We start from the raw sequence: 19001 nt of genomic DNA, 5'->3' as shown, positions 1-19001 counted from the left end.
GGAGGAACCTGCGGGGGGTTCGGCGTCAGCGCAAGGGGCTGCCCAGGGCCTGGGCGTTCGGCGGCGTCTGGTCGCACCGGCGCATCGGTAGTCTTGACGTTAAGGATTGGCCGGCCATGTTGCACGCTTTCCGACGGCCCCGGAGGCTAGATGCCGAACCTCGACCGCCGCAGAGCGCTGCTTACGTTTGGGGCCGCTGCCGGCCTCGCCGCGATCGGAGCCCCCGCCTGGGCGCGGAACCTCGATGTCTGGGAGCCGCGGCGCGCGATCCTCGACAACCTGCATACGGGCGAGAAGTTCAACGAGGTCTATTTCGCCAACGGCAGCTACCTGCCCGACGCCCTGGCCGAGGCCACCCGCGTGATGCGCGACTGGCGGACGGGCGAGACGCGTTTCATCGACCCCGGCCTCTTCGACGCCCTGCACGCCATCGGCGGCAAGCTCGAGACGCGGGCCCCCTTCCAGATCATCTCCGGCTACCGCTCCCCGCGCACCAACGCCATGCTGCATGGCCGGTCCAAGGGCGTGGCCACGAACAGCCAGCACACCGTCGGCAAGGCCATCGACGTGCGGGTGCCGGGCGTGGACCTGCGCAACCTGCGCAACGCCGCCCTCGCGGTCGGCGCCGGCGGGGTCGGCTTCTACCCGACCTCGAACTTCGTCCACGTGGACACGGGCCGCGTCCGCCAGTGGCAGGGCAGCTGAGCCTCCGCGCCTTCTAGGTCGGCGGCGCCTCGGCCGGCGGGTCCGGCTCGATCGTAGTCATGCCGGTGGCGGCCGCATCGTCCTCGATCTGCTGCTCCTCCGGCGTGACCTGGACCGGCGCCGGGGGCGGCGGCGGCGCGACTTCGACCTTCGGCTCGGGCGCCGGCGGCGGAGCTTCCACGGCGGGCGCGGGCTCCTGCGCCGGTTCGACGGGCTTGTCGAAATCCAGGCTCCGGCTCACGGCCAGCGCCACCAGGACCGCCGCGCACGCGGCCGCGATCCACAGAACCTTCTTCAGCATTCAAGGCCCCCTCAGACCTTCGTACCCGAGGCCAGCACGCCCACGCGCTGCAGCAACTCGCGGTCCCAGTTATACGGGTCCGACCGGAAGTGCATCTGCCCGTCCGCGCCGCCGAAAGCCGTCCAGTAAAGGATATAGACCGAGACCTGGGTCGACAGCCGGGCGCGGACCGTCTTGTCCCCCTCCAGCTGCTTGTCGATCGCTTCGGTGGTCCAGGTCGTATCGCCGTTCAGCAGCGCCTCGGCCAGGGCGCGCGGCTTCTCGACCCGCACGCACCCGTGGCTGGCCTGGCGCGCATAGAGGTCGAAGCCGCCCTTGGACGGGGTGTCGTGCAGATAGACCGCGAACGGGTTGTCGAAGTCGAACTTGAACCGGCCCAGGGCGCTCTGGTCCCCCGACGCCTGCTGCAGCCGCGGCTGGCCGCCCTCCACCGGGATGATCCGATAGCCGTTGCGGGCCAGGTAGCCGGGGTTCGCCCGCTCCTTCGGCCACAGCTCGCGCTGGGCGATGCCGGACGGCACGTTCCAAGGCGGGTTGATCACCACGCTGTGGATCGAGGAGACCAGCATCGGGGTCTCGTCGCCCGGCTTGCCCGAGACGGCCTTCATCGACAGCACTGGCTTTTCGTCCCGGAACAGGGTGACGATGGCCGCCCCGGCGTTCACCTGCACCCGCGTGGCCGGCATGGTCGCCGGCATCCAGCGCCACCGCTCCATGTTGGCGATGATCTGCAGGATGCGCTGGCCCACCGGCTGGTTGAGGTAGGCCAGGGTGTTGTTGCCGACGACGCCGTCGGGCTTCAGGCCATAGCGCCGCTGCGCGCGGATCACCGCCTCCTGCAGCGGCTTGTCGAACACCGCGCCGCCCGTGGCCGCCACCTGGGGATCCTCGACCGCCAGCCGCGCGCGCAGGGCCGCGACCCGCGGGTCGCTGGCGCCGAGCTCCATCTTCGGCCCCTCGGCGATGGTGTTCCAGCCTCCCTCGGCCGCGATCTCGCGATAGCGGACCAGGCCGCGCTTCAGCGCCGCATAGCCGGAGTAGCGGGGCGGCAGGCTGTCCAGCCAGGCCTGCAGCCGCCCTTCGGCCAGCGCCTTCGCCAGCTCGGGCCGGGGATCGTAGGCGGCCGGGCGCACCTGCCACAGCGACGGGAACTTGTCCGGCTCCATCCGCCCCACGCGCACGTCGTGGGCATAGCGGATGAGGCCTTCCGTCAGCGCCGCCTGCTGGGCGGTGGTGAGGGCGGCGGCCTCCGCAAGTCCCTCCGGCGCATAGGCCTTCGGTTGCAGGCCATGCAGGTCCGCGTCCCGCAGGGCCTTCAGGGCGACCTGCGCCTGCTCGGGCGTCAGCGCCGGGATCTCGACCGGCGCTGGCGCCGGCGCCGCGGCGGGGGGAATCGCCAGGACCGGCGGCGACTGGGGCTGGGCGAGCGCGAACTCTCCCAAGGCCAGGGGCGCCAGAGAGGCCAAGGCCAGGCAGCGCCCGATGCGTCCGCCCCGCAAGCCATACGCGCCCATGATATCTATCCGGTCCTCTGGTTGTGACGGGGATAGCTACGGCCCCCGTTCGATCTTGGATGAACGCATATCTGGGCCGACCGGTCCCATGTGTCGATGGGGCCACACACTGTGGCCGCGACACTGTCACCGGTGCGCAACAGCCCGCGCGTCAGGCGGGCGGATAGGCGTGGGCCACGCCCTGCGGATCTAGGACAGCTTCGCCCTTCACGTAGCAGGGTCCGACCGGCGCCTTGCCGTGGCCGCCGGGGATGTCCAGCACATAGGTCGGCTGGCACAGGCCCGACACCCGGCCCCGCAGCTCGCGCATCAGCGCCTGGCCTTCGGCGAGGGTCGTGCGGAAATGGCCGGTGCCCGGCGCCAGGTCGGCATGGTGCAGGTAGTACGGCTTGATCCGCAGCTCCACGAACCGCCGCAGCAACCGCTCCAGCGTGGCCGCATCGTCGTTGACGCCCTTCAGCAGCACGGTCTGGCTGACCATGGGAATCCCCGCGTCGAGGATGCGCGCGCAGGCCGCCTCCGCCGCCGGCGTCAGCTCGTCGGGGTGGTTGGCGTGCAGGCCCACCCAGGTGGTCTTGCCCGGCGCCTTCAGCGCGGCGACCAGCTCCGGGGTGATCCGCTCGGGATCCACCGCCGGCACGCGGGTGTGGAAGCGCACGACCTTCACGTGCGGGATCCGGCCCAGGCGCGCCATCAGGTCGGCCAAGCGCCGCGGCGACAGGATCAGCGGGTCGCCCCCGGTAACGATCACCTCCCAGATGGCCGGATCGCCGGCGATGTAGGCCATCGCTGCGTCGAGCTGCGCGGGCGACAGCGGCCGCACGCCCTCGGGGCCCACCATCTCGCGCCGGAAGCAGAAGCGGCAATACACCGCGCAGGCGTGATTGGCCTTGAGCAGCACCCGGTCGCGATACCGGTGGACCACGCCCTCGACCGGGCTGTGGGCGCCATCCCCGATGGGGTCGGCGAGCTCCTCCGGCCGCTGGTCCAGTTCGGCCGGCGTGGGCACGAACTGGCGCGCCAGGGGCGCGTTGTCCGGGATCAGCTCCGCCACGGCCGGCGTGATGGCCACCGCATAGCGCGACGCCACGCCTTCCAGCTCGGCCAGCCGGTGCGGCTCGACCAGGCCGGCGTCGGCGAGGTCGCGGGGCGTGCGGAGCGTGCGGGCGGTCATGGCGGGGCGCATATGGCCCATGCGAGGCCCCGCGGCAAATGCGGCCCGGCGTCCACCCGGCCTCAGGCCGCGCGGCCCTCGTCCAGCGCCTGGCGGACACGATGGGCCAGCTGCGCGATCGTGAACGGCTTGGGCAGCAGCGCCGTCTGCACCGCGTCCGCGCCGCTGACGTCCCGGGCGTAGCCGGTCGTGTAGAGCACCTTCAGCGCCGGCTTGGCGGCACGGGCCCGCTCGGCGAGCTGCACCCCGTTCATCCCCGGCATGACGATGTCGGTGAACAGCAGGTCCGCGGCCGGCGCCTCGGCCAGCCGCTGCAGCGCCTGGTCGGCGTCCGACGCCTCGGTCACGTCATAGCCCAGGTCGCGGAGGCTCTCGACCGACAGCCGTCGGACCTCGGGCTCGTCCTCCACCACCAACACCGCCTCGCCCCGGCGCGCCCGCGGCAGCGGACTGTCGGCCGGCGCGGCGGCCTTCGGCGCCAGCTCGCCGGCCCAGCGGGGCAGGTAGATCGTGACGGTCGCCCCGGCCCCCTCCGCCGAGTGGATGGTGACCGCGCCGCCCGACTGGTTCACGAAGCCGTAGACCTGGCTCAGCCCGAGGCCGCTCCCCTTGCCGACCTCCTTCGTCGTGAAGAAGGGCTCGAAGGCGCGCTCGATCACCTCCGGCGCCATGCCCGCGCCGGTGTCGGCGATCCGAATGGCCACGAACTCGCCGGGCAGCGGCGCCGCGGGGTCGTCGGCGACGGGGTCGTGGACGTTCGCGGTGGAGACCGTCAGGCGTCCGCCGTCCGGCATCGCGTCGCGCGCGTTGACGGCCAGGTTCAAGAGCGCGTTCTCCAGCTCGGCGGCGTCGGCGCGCACCGGCCACAGGTCGTCCGACAGGGTGGTCTCGATCTCCACGCGCTCGCCCAGCGACCGCCGCAGCAGCTCGGTCATGCCGCCGACCAGGTCGTTCACGTCCAGCGGCTCGGGGTTCAGCCGCTGCCGGCGCGCGAAGGCCAGCAGGCGGCCGGTGAGCGTCGCCGCGCGGCTCGCCCCCTCGGCGGCATTGTCCAGATAGCGCGCCACCCGAGGATCTTCCGAACCCGTCAGCCGGCGACGCGCCATGTCCAGGCTGCCGATGACGATGGCCAGCATGTTGTTGAAGTCGTGCGCGATGCCGCCGGTGAGCTGGCCGATGGCCTCCATCTTCTGCATCTGCCGCACCTGGCCCTCGGCGGCCTCGCGCCGGGCCATCTCGTCGCGCAGTTCGGCGACGGCGTTGGCCAGTTCCCCCGTGCGGCGTGCGACGCGGTCCTCGAGGCCGGCGTTCACCTCGCGCAGCTCGACCCGCGCCCGCTCCGCCAGCAGCGCCGCGCGCGCCTGCATCAGCACCGCGAAGGTCAGCGCCAGGGTGATCGCCGCGCCCAGCCCCGCCGTCCAGTAGACCAGCGAGCCGTTGCTGCCGGCGTCGAAGGCGGGCCGGGTCCGGATCGCCAGGGTCCAGGTGCGGCCCGCCACCGGCACCGCCCGCAGGACCTGCGGCCGCGCCGCAGGTTCGGCCGTCTCGAACAGCAGGTTCTCGGGCCGCGCCGGGCCGTCGTAGACCGCCACGTCCACCAGCCGGTCCGGGCGCACCGGGAAGACGGTCCGCAGCAGGTCGCCGCTGCGCAGGGGGCTGTAGACGAAGCCCCGGAGCCGCGGCCCCCGCGCATCGCTCCGCGTGACCGGCAGGAACATCAGCACCCCCGGCTGGCGGTTGCGCCCCGGCTCCTGGACCAGGGTCACCGGCCCCGACATGGCGAGGTCCCCAGTGGCGGCGGCGCGCTGCATCGCCTCGCGCCGGGTCGGCTCGCTGTACATGTCGTACCCGATGGCCGGCGCGTTCCGGGGTTCGGGCGTGAGGTAGAGGATGCTGGTGTAGGCCGCCCGGTCCCCGGCCGGCCAGACCCGGAAGTCCGGCCGCCCGGCTCGGCGCATATCGGCCACCAGCGCGTCCCGCGCGGCGGCGTCGGGCAGCCACGCCGAATAGCCGATGCCCAACACCCCCGGATACCGGGTGTCGAGGCCCAGCCGCTCCACATAGGCCGAGAATTCGGTGGCGGTGACGTCGTCGCTGGCGGCGAACAGGCCGGCCGCGCCGCGCAGCAGGGCGGTGTGCCCGCCCAGCCGCTCCTCCAAGGCCGCAACGGCCTGGTTGGCTTCCAGCCGCAGCCGCGAGGCGTCGCGCGCATGGTTGGCGTCCCGCAGCTGAATCGCGGTCAGCAGCGTGGCGACCGCGCCGACCAGCAGGACCAGGGCGGGGACGATCAGGTGGGGTAACCAGCGATAAAAGCTTAGCTTTGCCACCCCTCCAGGGGTCGGCGCCAGTTCTGCGGTGTCAAGGTTAAAGCCGACACTTCAGGCGACCGGCGTCCACAGCACCTGCTCAATTCGGGTAGCGCCGGTCGCCAGAATGACCAGACGGTCGAAGCCCAGCGCGCCGCCGCTGGCCGGCGGCATCAGCGCCAGGGCGTCCAGGAAGTCATCGTCGATCGGATAGGTCTCGCCGTAGAGGCGCTGCTTCTCCGCCATCTCGATCTCGAAGCGGCGGCGCTGCTCGGCCACGTCGGTCAGCTCGCCGAAACAGTTGGCCAGCTCCACCCCGCACGCATAGAGCTCGAACCGCTCGGCCACCCGAGGGTCCGACGGCTTGGGCCGCGCCAGCGCCGCCTCGGACACCGGATATTCGCACAGGATCGTGGGCCGCCCGTGGCCCAGGTTGGGCTCCACTTTCTCCACGATGACCCGGCTGAAGACGTCGGCCCAGCTGTCGTCCTCGGCCAGCCGGATCCCGCGCGCCCGCGCCTGGGCCGGCAGGTCCCCGAACAGGTCGATCCCGGCGTGGCGCTCGAACGCCTCCGCCACCGTCAGCCGCTCCGGCTCCGCGAAGGGGTTAGCCACGCTGCCCCGCCAGTTGAACGTCGTCGTCCCCGCCGCCTCCGCCGCCCGCCGCATCAGGGCGGCGCAGTCGTCCATCAGCACCTCGTAGGCGGCGCCCGTCCGGTACCACTCCAGCATTGTGAACTCGGGGTGGTGCAGCGGCCCCCGCTCGCGGTTCCGCCACACCTTGCCCAGGGTGAAGATCGCCGGCTCGCCCGAGGCCAGCAGCTTCTTGCACGCAAACTCCGGCGAGGTGTGCAGGTACATGGGCCGCGCCTGGCCGTCCGTCGTGAGCGCCTGAGTGGCGAAGGCGTGCAGGTGCGCCTCGTTGCCGGGCGAGACCTGCAGCCCGGCGGTCTCCACCTCGACCAGCCCCTCGGCCTCCAGCCAGGCGCGGACGGCGCGGGTGATCCGGCCCCGCGCGGCGAGGAACGGCTGGCGGTCCCGGCGCTTGCGCGGGTCCCACCACGGGCTTTCGGAAGATGCGCTCAAGGCCTGCGACCACGCGGGGGGCTGGAGATTTCGGCGCACATCGCTATAGGGGCCACACAAGAATTTCATCAGCGGAATCGCATCAGCGCCTCCGCCGCATCACCGAGGTTTCCCGTGAAAGTCTCCGCCAGCTCGCTGCGCAAGGGCGCCGTCGTCGATCTCGAGGGCAAGCTCTACGTCGTGCTCAGCGCCGAAAACATCCATCCCGGCAAGGGCACGCCGGTGACCCAGCTGAACATGCGCCGCATCTCGGACGGGGTGAAGATCTCGGAGCGCTACCGCACCACCGAGACGGTCGAGCGGGCCATCGTCGATGACCGCGACTACACCTTCCTCTACCAGGACGGCGAAGGCTTCCACTTCATGAACCCCGAGAACTACGACCAGGTCGTGGCCTCGGAGGACATCATCGGCGACGCCGCCCCCTACCTGACCGATGGCTGCACCGTGAAGCTCTCGACCCACGACGGCGTGCCGATCGCCATCGAACTGCCGCGCCTGGCGACCTTCGAGGTCGTCGAGACCGAGCCGTCGGTGAAGGGCCAGACCGCGTCGTCGTCCTACAAGCCGGCGATCCTGTCGAACGGCCTGCGCACCATGATCCCGCCCTACATCGGCCCCGGCACCAAGATCGTCGTGCTGACGGAAGACGGCTCGTACCAGGAACGCGCGAAGGACTGAGATCCCGCACGCCTTCTGGGGTAGGCTTTAGAGGTTCTGGGCTGGCCGCGAGGCCGGCTTGGCCCTAACAGCGCCGCTGGATGGATCCTGATTTCTGGCTCTTCGCCGCCGTCGGCTTCGCGGCGCAACTGGTCGACGGCGCCCTGGGCATGGCCTACGGCGTCATCTCGACCACCGTGCTGCTGAGCTTCGGCGTCAGCCCGGCCAACGCTTCGGCCAGCGTCCACGCGGCCAAGGTGTTCACCGGCGCGGCCTCCGGCGCCTCCCACATCGTCTATCGCAACGTGGACTGGAAGCTGCTCGGGCTGCTGGCGGGCGGCGGCGTGCTGGGCGGCGTCTTCGGCGCCTATGTGCTGACCTCGGTGCCGGGCGAGGCGGTGAAGCCCTACGTGGTCGGCTGGCTCTTCCTGATGGGCCTGGTGATCCTCTACCGCGCCTGGCGCCAGGCGCGGCCCAAGGTGTTCTCCTGGCGATCCCCCTTCCCGCTCGGGCTGGTCGGCGGCTTCTTCGACGCCATCGGCGGCGGCGGCTGGGGGCCGGTGGTGACCAGCTCGCTGATGGGCGCCGGCGCCGATCCGCGCAAGGCCATCGGCACCACCAACACCGCCGAGGTGTTCGTCGCCGCCGCCACCTCCGCCGCCTTCCTGGGCAGCCTCCTCAGCGGCCACTGGGAAACCGAGGGCCTGCGCGACCTGCTGTGGTCCCTGGCCGGCCTGATCGCCGGCGGCGTGGTCGCCGCGCCGGTCGCGGGCTGGATGACCAAGGTCCTGCCCCTGCGCCTGCTCACCTGGATCGTCGGCTTCGTGGTGACAGCCCTGGCCGTCTGGCAGGGGGCGGGGCTGCTGTAGCGCTGACGTCCCGGCGAATTGCGATACACAAGGGAACGCTGAAGCTTCGCGAGTGCGACCATGATCTTCCCTCGCGGCCTGGGCCGCCTGCTGTTCGGCACAGCCGCCGCAGTCGCCCTCGCCGCCCAGGCCCACGGCGCCCCCAGACCCACCCTCGCCGAGCCCTCGCTGTCGCCGGACGGCGCCGAGATCGCCTTCGTCTCGGGCGGCGACATCTGGACCGTCCCGGCCTCCGGTGGCGCGGCGAGCCTCCTGGTCACCGATGCGGCCACCGAGGGGCGGCCGCTCTTCTCGCCCGACGGTCGCGAGCTGGCCTTCACCTCGACCCGGGCCGGGGCCGCCAACGTCTATGTGCTGACCCTGGCCACGGGGAAGGTGCGCCGGCTTACCTTCTCCGACTCGGGCGAGCAGCTCGACGGCTGGTCGCGCGACGGCCGCTGGATCTACCTCTCCGGGGCGGCGAACGACGTCGCGCGGCAGAACGACGTCTATCGGGTCGCGGCGGCCGGGGGCACGCCGCTGGAGGTCAGCCGCGAGCGCTACCTCAACGAATTCAACGCCGCGCCCTCCCCGGATGGGCAGTCCATCGCCCTGATGGCCAAGGGCATCTCGTCCGCCCAGTGGTGGCGCAACGGTCACAGCCACATCGACGAGGCCGAGCTCTGGCTGAAGCCGGTGGCGGCGAACGCCCCCTACCGCCGGCTGCTGGGCGCCACCTCCAAGCGCCTCTGGCCCATGTGGGCCGCCGACGGCCGCAGCCTCTGGTTCATGAGCGACGAGGGCGGGACCGAGAACCTCTGGCGCCTGCCTCTGGATGGCGGCGCCCCCACTCAGGTCACCCGCTTCACCGACGGCCGCGTGCTGTTCCCCACGATCGGCCATGACGGCCGCAGCATCGTCTTCGAGCGCGAGTTCGAGATCTGGCGGCTCGATACGGCCACCGGCGTGGCGGCCAGGGTCCCCATCGCGTTGCGCGGCGCGCCCGCCGCGGCGGGGGAGCGGCGGCTGGTGGAGAGCAGCTTCCGCAACCTCGTGCTCTCGCCGGACGGCAAGAAGCTGGCGGTCATCGCCCACGGAGAGGTCTTCGCCGCCCCCGCCAAGGACGGCGGCCAGGCCCAGCGGATCACCGAGACTTCCGCCGCCGAAAGCGACCTGGCCTGGTCGCCCGACAGCCGGCGCCTCGCCTTTGTGGCCGAGCGCGGCCGCACCAGCCAGGTAATGGAATACGACTTCGCGACCCAGAAGGCGCGCGCCCTCACGGCCCCCAGCGACTTCGACGCGGCCCCGGCCTATTCGCCCGACGGCAAGATGCTGGCCTATGTCCACGGCACGCGGCAGCTGCGGGTGATCTCGCTCGCCGCCGGGGGCCGCGACGCGGTGCTGTTCGAAGGGGCCCTCGACCGAAACGAAGGCTCGAAGATCGCCTGGTCGCCGGACTCCAAGTGGCTGGCCTTCGGGGTCACCGACCGCAAGTCGTTCCGCAACGTCTGGGTCGTCCCGGCCGCCGGCGGCCAGGCCCGCCCGGTCAGCTTCCTGGCCAACGGGAACGCGGCCGACCAGATCGCCTGGTCGCCGGACGGCAAGTACATCGTCTTCGACAGCGGCCAGCGCAGCGAGCCGGCCAGGATGGTCCGCGTGGACCTACTGCCCAACACGCCCAAGTACCGCGAGGACGCCTTCCGCGACCTCTTCAAGGCCACGCCGCCCGGCGTCCCGGCGCCCAAGTCCGACCCCAAGGACAAGACCTCGTCCGCCAAGCCGGCCGCCTCCGAAGGCGAGGCCGAGGCGGAAGGCGACATCCAGGGCGAGGCTCCGTCGCCGAAGGGCAAGGCGCCGGTCGTCCGGATCGTCTTCGAGGGCATCCGCGAGCGGGCGACCTTCATTCCCCTGGCCGGCTCGGCCGAGGAGCCGGTGATCAGCCCCGACGGCAAGACCCTGGTCTACCGCGGCCGGCAGGGGGACCAGCAGAACCTGTTCAGCTACAGCCTCGACGAACTGGCCAAGGAGCCGCCGGCCTCGCAGCAGCTCACCGGCGGCCGGCGCCTCAAGCGCGACTACGCCTTCAGCCCGGATTCGAAGGAGCTCTACTATCTCGACGGGGGCCGGGTCAGCGCGACGCCGGTCGCCAGCCCCAAGCCGCGGTTCGTCGACGTCACCGCCGAACTGGTCGTGCGCTTCGAGGCCGAACGGCAGGTGGTGTTCGACCAGGCCTGGTCCACCCTGAACCGCGCCTTCTACGACGAGAACTACCACGGCAAGGACTGGGTGGCGCTGCGCGCGCGGTTCGAGCCGTTCGCCCAGGGCGCCCAGACCCCCGACGAGCTGCGCCGGGCGATCAACCTGATGATCGGAGAGCTCAACGCCTCGCACTCGGGGATCAACCGCCCGTCGGAGGGCTTCGGCTCGCAGCCCGCCTCGCGGGTCGGCGACCTCGGCCTGCGCTTCGACCGCGAGGCCTACGAGGCCGGTCGCGGCCTCGTCGTGCGCGAGGTGGTCGCCCTGGGGCCCGCCGACATCGAAGGCTCGATCAGGCCGGGGGACGTCCTCATCGCCGTCGAGGGCAAGCCCGCCGGCCAAGGCGCCAACCTGGACAGCCTGCTGCTGGACCGGGCGGGCAAGCGCACCGTGCTGACCGTCTCCACCGGCGGGACGGCGCGCCAGGCGGTGGTGCGGCCCGTGGCGCCGGCCGTCGCGTCGGGCCTTCTCTACCGCCAGTGGGTGAACGACCGCCGCGCCTATGTGGAGAAGGCCAGCGGCGGGCGGTTGGGCTACGTCCACATCCTGGACATGAGCTCGGCGAGCCTGGACCAGCTCCACATCGATCTCGACGCCCAGAACCAGGGCAAGGAGGGCGTCGTCATCGACGTGCGCAACAACAACGGCGGCTTCATCAACGGTTACGTCCTGGACGTCTTCAGCCGCCGCAACTTCCTCACCATGACCCCGCGCGGCCTGTTCGGCGTGCCCCGCCGGCAGAACCTGGGCCAGCGCGCCCTCGGCCTTCCGACGATCCTGGTCACCAACGAGAGCTCGCTCAGCGACGCCGAGGACTTCACCGAGGGCTACCGCTACCTCGGCCTCGGCAAGGTGGTGGGCGTGCCGACGGCGGGCTGGATCATCTATACCGGCGCCCAGGGCCTGATCGACGGCTCGTCCGTCCGCGTCCCCTTCATCCGCATCCAGGGCGCCGACGGAAAGGACATGGAGCTCAATCCCCGCCCGGTGGACATCCATGTCGAGCGGCCGCTGGGCGAGACCCTCGCGGGCCGGGACAGCCAGCTCGACGCCGCCGTGGCCGAGCTGCTCAAGGGCCTCGGACCCGTCCGCCCATGACGATCGCCGACGAGCGGCTCGACCTCGCCTGGCGCGTCGCGCCGGCCACCATCGCCTTCATCCTGCGGCTCGAGGCGGCCAGCCGGAACACCCGGGACATCGTCGACGGCCTGATGTTCGCCGCGATTCAGGCGTCGAACGTGTCGGGCATCAACGCCGACCCCGAGCTCCAGGTCGCCTATGCCACCCTGATGGACGCGCCGCCCGACGAGCTGCGCCGGCCGGTCAGCGTCAGCGCCATCGCCCATTCCCTCCGGATGCCCTTCGAGACGGCCCGCCGGCGGGTCCAGGCGCTGGTCCGGATCGGCGCCCTGACCGTCACGCCCAAGGGCGTCCTGGTCTCGCAGCAGGCGCTAGGCTCGCACCTGTTCCTCGCCAATGTCTTCCTCCGGCACGAGGTGCTCCGCGACTTCTATTTCGAGATGAAGCGCCTGGGCGCGGCGCCGCACGGCGCGCCGGGCGCCGGCCTCGCCTCGCCGGCGCCGCCCGTCCGGCTCACCAATCGGCTGATCTGGGAATACATGCTGCGCGTCGCCGACGCCCTGGGCGTGGCCGTGGGCGACGCCACCAACGGGGTCATCCTCCTGGCGATGATCCACCGGAACACCGAGGGCTTCGGCCCCGCCGAGTTCGCCGCCTGGGCGCAGGATCCGGTCGGACGGGGCCAGCCGGTGCGCAACGGGCCGCTGGCGGCCGCGCTCAACTTCTCCACCGAGACCCTGCGGCGCCACGTCATCGCCCTGGAGGCGAAAGGCTATTGCGTGCGCGGGCCGCGAGGCCTGCTGGCTATCGAGCCGCCCGCCGCCCGGCCCGGCCTCGACCGGATGGTCCTGGACAACCTCGCCAACCTCCAGCGCCTTTTCGCCCGCCTCAACCAGTTCGGCGTCTGCGCCGCCTGGGAGCGGGACGCCACGCCGGCCTCCGCCACCGCCTGACCTATCGGCGACGGGAGAAGGGGGCCGTCCAGTTGTCCGGGTCGATGAAGCGCGAGCCGGCGACGCGCTGTTTCCGCTCCCTCGGGATGCAGAGCATGTTCACGGAGGCCACGCCGCCGAAGATGTCCTCTTGGGCGCCGCGGAAGTTGTCGGCGCTGAACAGGCCCGGCACGTCCCAGTAGGCGTCGTAGTCCATCTCCGACAGCAGGGAGATGACCTCCGCCTGCTGGGCCTCGCGGTCGTTCTCGACGTAGATGACCGGGCGGCAGCGCGCGATGGTCTGCCGGCCCCCGCGCAGAACCTGCGGCTCGAAGCCCTCCACATCGATCTTCAGGAGCCCACAGGTCTCCAGGGCCAGGCTGTCCAGCGTCCGGATGCGGACCTTCACGCCGGGCTGTCCGGGACCCTGGAGCGCGATGCCCCCGAAGTTGCGGGATGCTGCGTAGTCCAGGGCGGGGACCACCGCCTCCCCCTCCGCCTCGCCCAGCGCTTCGGGATAGGCCAGGGCGTTGTCGACGCCGTTCAACGCCAGGTTGGCGCAGAGGATCTGGAAGATGCGGGGCTGCGGCTCGAACGCGTAGAACCGCCCGGGGGCGCAGGCGCGGGCCATGTCCACGCTGTGCGGTCCGATGTTCGACCCCACCTCCACCACGGTCATGCCGGGGCGGATGAGCTGTTTCAGCAGCTTCCACTCGCCGGGACAGTACTCGCCGTACGCCTCCAGCGAACGGGTGATGTAGGTATCGCCCCTCAGCGCCAGCATCTTGCCGGAACGCGTCTCGTAGACCTGGACCGCGGAGTCGCTCATCGGCGGCGTCTTACCAGCGCCCGCCCGAACGTGTCAGCCGCCGCAGCGGCGTCCCCTTTCGATCCGCCTTCCCCATCCGCGGGCCAGTCGGTACACCAGCCGCATGTCGGACCCGGTCCTCAACGAGCTCATACGAATCCGGGCGCAGAGCCAGCGGGCGAACGGTTACCAGGCGCGGCAGGAGATCGAGCGGATCGTCGCCCCGTTGCGCGGCGACCCGCGGCGGCTCGAACCCCACGGCTTCAAGGTTTACAGCCAGAACGACGAGGACGGGATCATCGAGGAGATCTTTCGCCGCCTCGGCGTGAGCCTCGGGACCTTCGTGGAGATCGGCGTCGAGTCCGGCCTCGAATGCAACAGCCTCTACCTGCTGCACCGGGGCTGGCGCGGAACCTGGATCGAGGGGGACCTCGGCCGGCGAACCGCCATCGAGGACAAGTTCGCCCCGATCCTCGGCCGCCGCCTGCAGGTCGGCTTCACCTGGATCACCGCCGAGACGGTCAACAACTGCTTCAAGGGCCTCCGCGTCCCGGACGAGCTGGACTTCCTCTCGATCGATATCGACGGCAACGACATCTACGTGATCGAGGCGCTCGAACTCCGGCCCAAGGTCATCTGCGTCGAATACAACGCGAAGTTCCCGCCCCATCTCTCCAAGCGGCCGGTCTACGATCCGGCGAGAACCTGGTCCGGCGGCGACTATATGGGCTCCAGCCTGCGGGCCCTGGCCGAGGCGGCCGAGGCCAAGGGCTACCAGCTCGTCGCCACGAACATTACCGGGGCCAACGCCTTCTTCGTCCGCCGCGACCTCGCCGGCGACCTCTTCCCGGCCGATCCCTCGCCCGCGAACCTCTACAACCCGCCGCGCTACTGGCTGTGGTCGGACCACTTCCTGCACGTCGGCCATCGGGCCGACTTCGGGCCCTACGTCGACATGCTGGCCGACTAGGCCGCCATGTAGGGGTCCCAGAACCCTTCCGCCGGCTCCACCTGCTCGACCACGTCCACCCACAGGCCCGAGGGGTCGTGGAAGCCGAAGCGGAGCTGGCCGAAGGGCTCGCGCGTCAGCGGATAGGTCACCGGCAGGCCCGCGGCCAGGGCCTCGTCGCAGGCCGCGGCGGCGTCCTCCACCTGCAGCTCCAGGCACATGCCCTTGCCCGAAAACGTCTCGGGCCCCGGGGGCGCCGACGGGTGGTCGGGGTGCATGAAGGCCAGGGTGGCGCTCTCGCCCTCCGCCTGCAGCAGGACGAACCAGCTGGCCTCGAAGACCACCTCGAACTTCAGGCCCAGCCAGAAGTCCCGGCATTCGCCCAGCCGGGGCGTGACGATGATGGGATAGCGGTCCACGAAGCGCATGGCGGGCCTCCTTGTCCTCGATGCCGACGCATAATAATATACAAACTGTCTGTATGTAAACGGATCAGCCGATGCCCAGGACGCGGGGTTCCCACGCCGAGCGCAGCCAGCGCAGCCGCGAGGCGCTCCTCGCCGCCGCCGGGCGGCTCTTCGCCGAGCAGGGCTATGCCGAGACCAGCACCGAGGCGGTGCTGGCGGCGGCCGGGCTCACGCGCGGCGCGCTCTACCACCACTTCCGGGACAAGCGGGACCTGTTCGAGGCGGTCTGCCGCGCCCTGCACGAGGAGGGCGCCGCGGCGATCCGGACGGCGGCCGACGCGACCGCCGATCCGGTGGACGGCCTGATCGCCGGCTGCCTGGCCTTCATCGACCATGTGATCGACCCCCGGGCGCGGCGCATCCTCCTCGTCGAGGCGCCGTCGGTCCTCGGCTGGGAGCGCTGGAACGACCTGGACCGCGCCCACGGCTTCGGGCTCCTCCTGGAAGGCGTCCGCGAGGCGGTGGCCGCCGGCGCCCTGGACGGCGACGCCGAGGTCCTGGCCCTGATGCTGAACGGCGGGCTGAACCAGGCCGTCGTCTGGGCCGGCCAGTCCGGCGATCCCGCGGCCACCGCCCGCGTCAAGGCGCAGACCGCCGCCCTGCTGCAGACCCTGCGCCGAGGCTAGGCTGGCGCAGGTCGGCCATGCCGCTACAACGGGGCGTCGACGTGGGGGAACGCAGCATGATCCGGTCCGCAGCCCTTGGCCTTGCCCTGACCCTGGCCACAGCCGGCGGCGCGGCGGCGCAGCTCAGCCCCTATGCCTCCGCCGGGGAGCAGCAGGCGGCGCTCACCGACGGCCGCGTCACCTCCGAACAGCTGGTCCGGGGCTACCTCGAGCGCATCGAGCGGATCGACAGGGCGGGCCCCAAGCTGAACGCCGTGCTGGCGCTCAACCCCAAGGCCCTGGACGAGGCGCGCCGGCTCGACGCCGAGCGCCGGGCGGGCAAAGTGCGCGGGCCCCTTCACGGCCTGCCGATCCTGCTGAAGGACAACATCGAGACCGCCGACGGCACGCCGACCACCGCCGGCTCCCTGGCCCTCGCCGCCAACGCTGCCGGCCGCGACGCCCCGCTCGTGACCCGCCTGACCGACGCCGGCGCCATCGTGCTCGGCAAGACCAACCTGTCGGAATGGGCCAACTTCCGCGGCAATCGCTCGATCAGCGGCTGGAGCGCCGTGGGCGGACTGGTGCGCAACCCCTATTCCCTCGACCGCACGGCCTGCGGCTCGTCCTCCGGGTCAGGGGCGGCAGTGGCGGCGGGCCTGGCCGCCTTCGCCGTCGGCACCGAGACCGACGGCTCGATCACCTGCCCCGCCGCCATGACCGGCGTCGTGGGCCTGAAGCCGACCGTGGGCCTGGTCTCCCGCACCCACATCGTGCCGATCTCGCCCGAGCAGGACACCGCCGGCCCCATGACCCGCACCGTGGCCGACGCGGCGGCGATGCTGAACGTGATCGCCGGGACCGACCCCACCGACCCGGCCACCCGCGAGGCCGACGCGCGGAAGTCCAACTACCTGGCCGGCCTGAAGCGCGACGCCCTGAAGGGCGCCCGGATCGGCGTCTGGTTCCCCTGGAAGGGCCGCTCGTCCCAGACCGACGCGGTGTTCGAAACCGCGCTGCAGGCCCTGCGCGACCAGGGCGCGGTGCTGGTGGACGTCAAGGCCCCTGACGAGGCGACCCTCGCCCGCATCGGCGAGCTGGAGGGCGACCTGCTGCGCTGGGAGTTCAAGGCCGCGCTGGACGCCTACCTCGCCACGACCCCCGCCGCCGTGAAGAGCCGCACCCTCGCCGACCTGATCGCCTTCAACAGGGCCGAGCCGCGCGAGCTGGCCCTGTTCGGCCAGGAGATCTTCGAGGCCGCCCAGGCCAAGCCCCCGATCACCGACCCCGCCTATCGCGAGAAGCGCACGGTGGCGCGGAAGCTGGCCCGCGACAGCCTCGACAGGATGCTGTCCGAACAGACGCTGGACGCCATCGTCTCGCCCAGCGGCGGCCCGCCCTCGATCGTCGATCCAGTCAACGGCGGCCCCTTCTTCGGCTCCCCGTCGCGACTGCCGGCGGTCTCGGGCTATCCGCACCTGACGGTCCCTGCGGGCTACGCCACAGGGCTGCCAGTCGGGCTGTCATTCCTCGGCCCGGAGTGGTCGGAGGCCCGCCTGCTGGCCCTGGGCTACGCCTTCGAGCAGGCCACGCGCGCCCGGCGCGAGCCGGAGTTCCTGCCGGAGGTCGCCGCACGCCCCGACATCGCCCGCGCCTACGACCCACGATAGACCCTGCAACCTCGGCCCTCCCTGAGGGTTATGCGGCCTGCCAGAGGTGAGGGATCCCACGCCATGATTGCGCGCGCTGCATGCAACGGCCTTGAAAGCGCCGCCGTAATCCATGACATCCCGGTGCAAGCCGCTACTGTGGCGCGGCTTCGCAACCGGAAGGGATTGTCCTCTGGCTCCGCTCAGGAAGAGACGACCGGTCCGCCGCGCGACCCTTAAGGCCCTCAAGGCCAAGGTCGTCCGGCCGGAGTCCTCGGCCGATCTGTTCAACGCTGCCGCGAGCAGCATCATCGCTCGGAGATCGGGCCGCGTGTTCGACGCCACCGCCCCCAGATATGCGAACCTGATCCGGCTAGAACCCGAGGTCGCCGCGTCCTTGCCCGAACCGGCGGGCGCGCCGGCCGGCTTCCACCTGATCGACACCACCATGATGTACGCGCCGAAGTCCGGCGGGGTGAAGCGCTACCTCAACGCCAAGCGGGCCTGGCTGTCCCGGCGGCGGCCCGACGTGCGCCACACCCTGGTGGTGCCGGGCGCGCGCACCCGCGCGGAGGGCGATGGCCTGGTGACCGTCTCCGCCACCCGCCTGCCCTTCGGCAACGGCTACCGGATGCCGGCCAGCCTGACCAAGTGGGAGACCGTCCTGCGCCTCCTGGAGCCGGACGTCATCGAGGCCGGCGACGTCTTCGTACCGGGCCATGCGGCGCTCTACGCGGGCGACGCCCTCGGCGTGCCCGTGGTCGGGTTCTGCCACACCGACGCCGCCGCCCTGGCCGCCCTGCACTTCGGCGAGTGGGCGGAGGCGCCCACCTTCAACTTCTGGGCCCAGGCCTACCAGCGGTTCGACCACGTGGTGGCCCCCAGCCGGCACATGGCCGCGCGCCTGGCTGACGCCGGCGTCCACCGCATGTCGATCCAGCAGCTCGGCGTCGACACCGACCTCTTCAATCCCGCCCGCGGCGACCGCGCGCGGCTCTTCCGCAGGCTGGGCCTGCCGCCCGAGACACGCCTGCTGGTCTTCGCCGGCCGCCCGGCGCGGGAGAAGAACATCGAGTCCATGGTGGCCGCGGTGGAGCGGCTGGGCGCCCCCTACCGCCTGCTTCTGGTCGGCGCGGGCAAGGACGTCACCTGGTCGCCCAGCGTGATCAGCCTGGACTTCGAGCGCGACCCCGTGCGCCTCGCGGGCCTGCTCGCCTCATGCGACGCCGCCCTCCACGCCAACGAGAACGAGATCTTCGGCCTCTTCGTGCTGGAGGCCATGGCCGCCGGCCTTCCCGTCGTCGGCTCGCGCCAGGGCGGCGTGGGCGAGCTGATCGACGCCAGCGTCGGCCAGCCGGCCGAGAACGTGGAGCCCTCGGGCCTGGCCGAAGCCATCGAGGCCCTGTTCGCCCGCGACGTGGCCGCCCTGTCGCTGGCCGCCCGCCGCCGCGCCGAGACCCGCCACGGCTGGGACGCCACCTTCGAGGCCCTGACCCGCCTCTACGCCGGCCTCATCGCCCGCCGCGAACCCCTGGCGCTGACGGCCTAGAGGCTGTCAGGAATTTGGGGGCGGCCTCCTGGCTGCTTTCTCCTCACCCATAGGGGGAGGGGGACCATGCGCAGCATGGTGGAGGGGGCTCCGCCACGAGCGCGGCGGATGG

Annotated in this window: 16 protein-coding genes; 9 read left to right on the top strand and 7 right to left on the bottom strand. The window is 71.7% G+C overall.

Annotated features, from left to right (window positions below; all coding sequences use genetic code 11):
• The first annotated feature begins 150 nt into the window (after window positions 1-150).
• Window positions 151-705, top strand: a complete 555-nt coding sequence (locus tag A2790_RS18115) for a DUF882 domain-containing protein (protein ID WP_293394484.1) — start codon at window positions 151-153, stop codon at window positions 703-705.
• Window positions 706-718: 13 nt separating this feature from the next.
• On the opposite strand, the gene A2790_RS18110 is transcribed toward A2790_RS18115, so the two are convergent.
• The 5 genes from A2790_RS18110 to epmA form a co-directional block, all read right to left on the bottom strand.
• Entirely contained in the window at window positions 719-1006 is a 288-nt protein-coding gene (locus A2790_RS18110) for a hypothetical protein (RefSeq protein WP_293394481.1), read from the bottom strand.
• 11 nt (window positions 1007-1017) lie between these two features.
• The gene (locus tag A2790_RS18105) at window positions 1018-2520 is read right to left on the bottom strand and encodes a L,D-transpeptidase family protein (protein ID WP_293394478.1); all 1503 of its coding nucleotides are present in this window, start codon (window positions 2518-2520) and stop codon (window positions 1018-1020) included.
• Between the two features lie 151 nt (window positions 2521-2671).
• The gene (locus A2790_RS18100; RefSeq protein WP_293394475.1) at window positions 2672-3694 is read right to left on the bottom strand and encodes a lysine-2,3-aminomutase-like protein; all 1023 of its coding nucleotides are present in this window, start codon (window positions 3692-3694) and stop codon (window positions 2672-2674) included.
• Window positions 3695-3756: 62 nt separating this feature from the next.
• Window positions 3757-6021, bottom strand: coding sequence for a CHASE domain-containing protein (locus A2790_RS18095; RefSeq protein ID WP_293394472.1), 2265 nt, complete (start codon window positions 6019-6021; stop codon window positions 3757-3759).
• Between the two features lie 51 nt (window positions 6022-6072).
• Window positions 6073-7086: an EF-P lysine aminoacylase EpmA gene (epmA, locus tag A2790_RS18090; RefSeq protein ID WP_293394469.1), complete on the bottom strand. Its 1014-nt coding sequence runs from the start codon at window positions 7084-7086 to the stop codon at window positions 6073-6075.
• Window positions 7087-7200: 114 nt separating this feature from the next.
• Between epmA and efp the strand changes: the two genes are divergently transcribed.
• The 4 genes from efp to A2790_RS18070 all read left to right on the top strand — a co-directional run bounded on the left by efp (window position 7201) and on the right by A2790_RS18070 (window position 12883).
• Entirely contained in the window at window positions 7201-7767 is a 567-nt protein-coding gene (gene efp, locus A2790_RS18085; RefSeq protein WP_068873914.1) for an elongation factor P, read from the top strand.
• 80 nt (window positions 7768-7847) lie between these two features.
• Window positions 7848-8615: a sulfite exporter TauE/SafE family protein gene (locus A2790_RS18080; protein ID WP_293394464.1), complete on the top strand. Its 768-nt coding sequence runs from the start codon at window positions 7848-7850 to the stop codon at window positions 8613-8615.
• Window positions 8616-8675: 60 nt separating this feature from the next.
• Window positions 8676-11948 carry a S41 family peptidase gene (locus tag A2790_RS18075; protein WP_293394462.1) on the top strand — a complete coding sequence of 1091 codons (3273 nt, stop codon included), beginning with the start codon at window positions 8676-8678 and terminating at the stop codon, window positions 11946-11948.
• Complete coding sequence (locus tag A2790_RS18070; RefSeq protein ID WP_293394459.1) at window positions 11945-12883, top strand: hypothetical protein; 939 nt, start codon at window positions 11945-11947, stop codon at window positions 12881-12883. The genes A2790_RS18075 and A2790_RS18070 overlap by 4 nt, the downstream gene beginning before the upstream one ends.
• Window position 12884: 1 nt before the next feature.
• Here A2790_RS18070 and A2790_RS18065 read toward each other — a convergent pair whose 3' ends face one another.
• Window positions 12885-13691 carry an FkbM family methyltransferase gene (locus A2790_RS18065; RefSeq protein ID WP_293394456.1) on the bottom strand — a complete coding sequence of 269 codons (807 nt, stop codon included), beginning with the start codon at window positions 13689-13691 and terminating at the stop codon, window positions 12885-12887.
• Window positions 13692-13794: 103 nt separating this feature from the next.
• Between A2790_RS18065 and A2790_RS18060 the strand changes: the two genes are divergently transcribed.
• Window positions 13795-14640: a hypothetical protein gene (locus A2790_RS18060; protein WP_293394453.1), complete on the top strand. Its 846-nt coding sequence runs from the start codon at window positions 13795-13797 to the stop codon at window positions 14638-14640.
• Here A2790_RS18060 and A2790_RS18055 read toward each other — a convergent pair.
• On the bottom strand, window positions 14637-15047 hold the full coding sequence (locus A2790_RS18055) for a VOC family protein (protein WP_293394450.1): 411 nt from the start codon (window positions 15045-15047) through the stop codon (window positions 14637-14639). The genes A2790_RS18060 and A2790_RS18055 overlap by 4 nt on opposite strands.
• 71 nt (window positions 15048-15118) lie before the next feature.
• On the opposite strand from A2790_RS18055, the gene A2790_RS18050 reads away from it, so the two are divergent.
• The 3 genes from A2790_RS18050 to A2790_RS18040 all read left to right on the top strand — a co-directional run bounded on the left by A2790_RS18050 (window position 15119) and on the right by A2790_RS18040 (window position 18889).
• Window positions 15119-15712, top strand: a complete 594-nt coding sequence (locus A2790_RS18050) for a TetR/AcrR family transcriptional regulator (RefSeq protein WP_293394447.1) — start codon at window positions 15119-15121, stop codon at window positions 15710-15712.
• A gap of 56 nt (window positions 15713-15768) precedes the next feature.
• Window positions 15769-17361, top strand: coding sequence for an amidase (locus tag A2790_RS18045; protein WP_293394445.1), 1593 nt, complete (start codon window positions 15769-15771; stop codon window positions 17359-17361).
• Between the two features lie 310 nt (window positions 17362-17671).
• Window positions 17672-18889, top strand: coding sequence for a glycosyltransferase (locus A2790_RS18040; protein ID WP_293394443.1), 1218 nt, complete (start codon window positions 17672-17674; stop codon window positions 18887-18889).
• The last annotated feature ends 112 nt before the right edge of the window (window positions 18890-19001 follow it).

Origin of the sequence: Phenylobacterium sp. RIFCSPHIGHO2_01_FULL_69_31 (assembly GCF_001824475.1) — a bacterium.
GTDB lineage: Bacteria > Pseudomonadota > Alphaproteobacteria > Caulobacterales > Caulobacteraceae > Phenylobacterium.
This window is presented reverse-complemented; position numbering and strand designations above follow the sequence as displayed.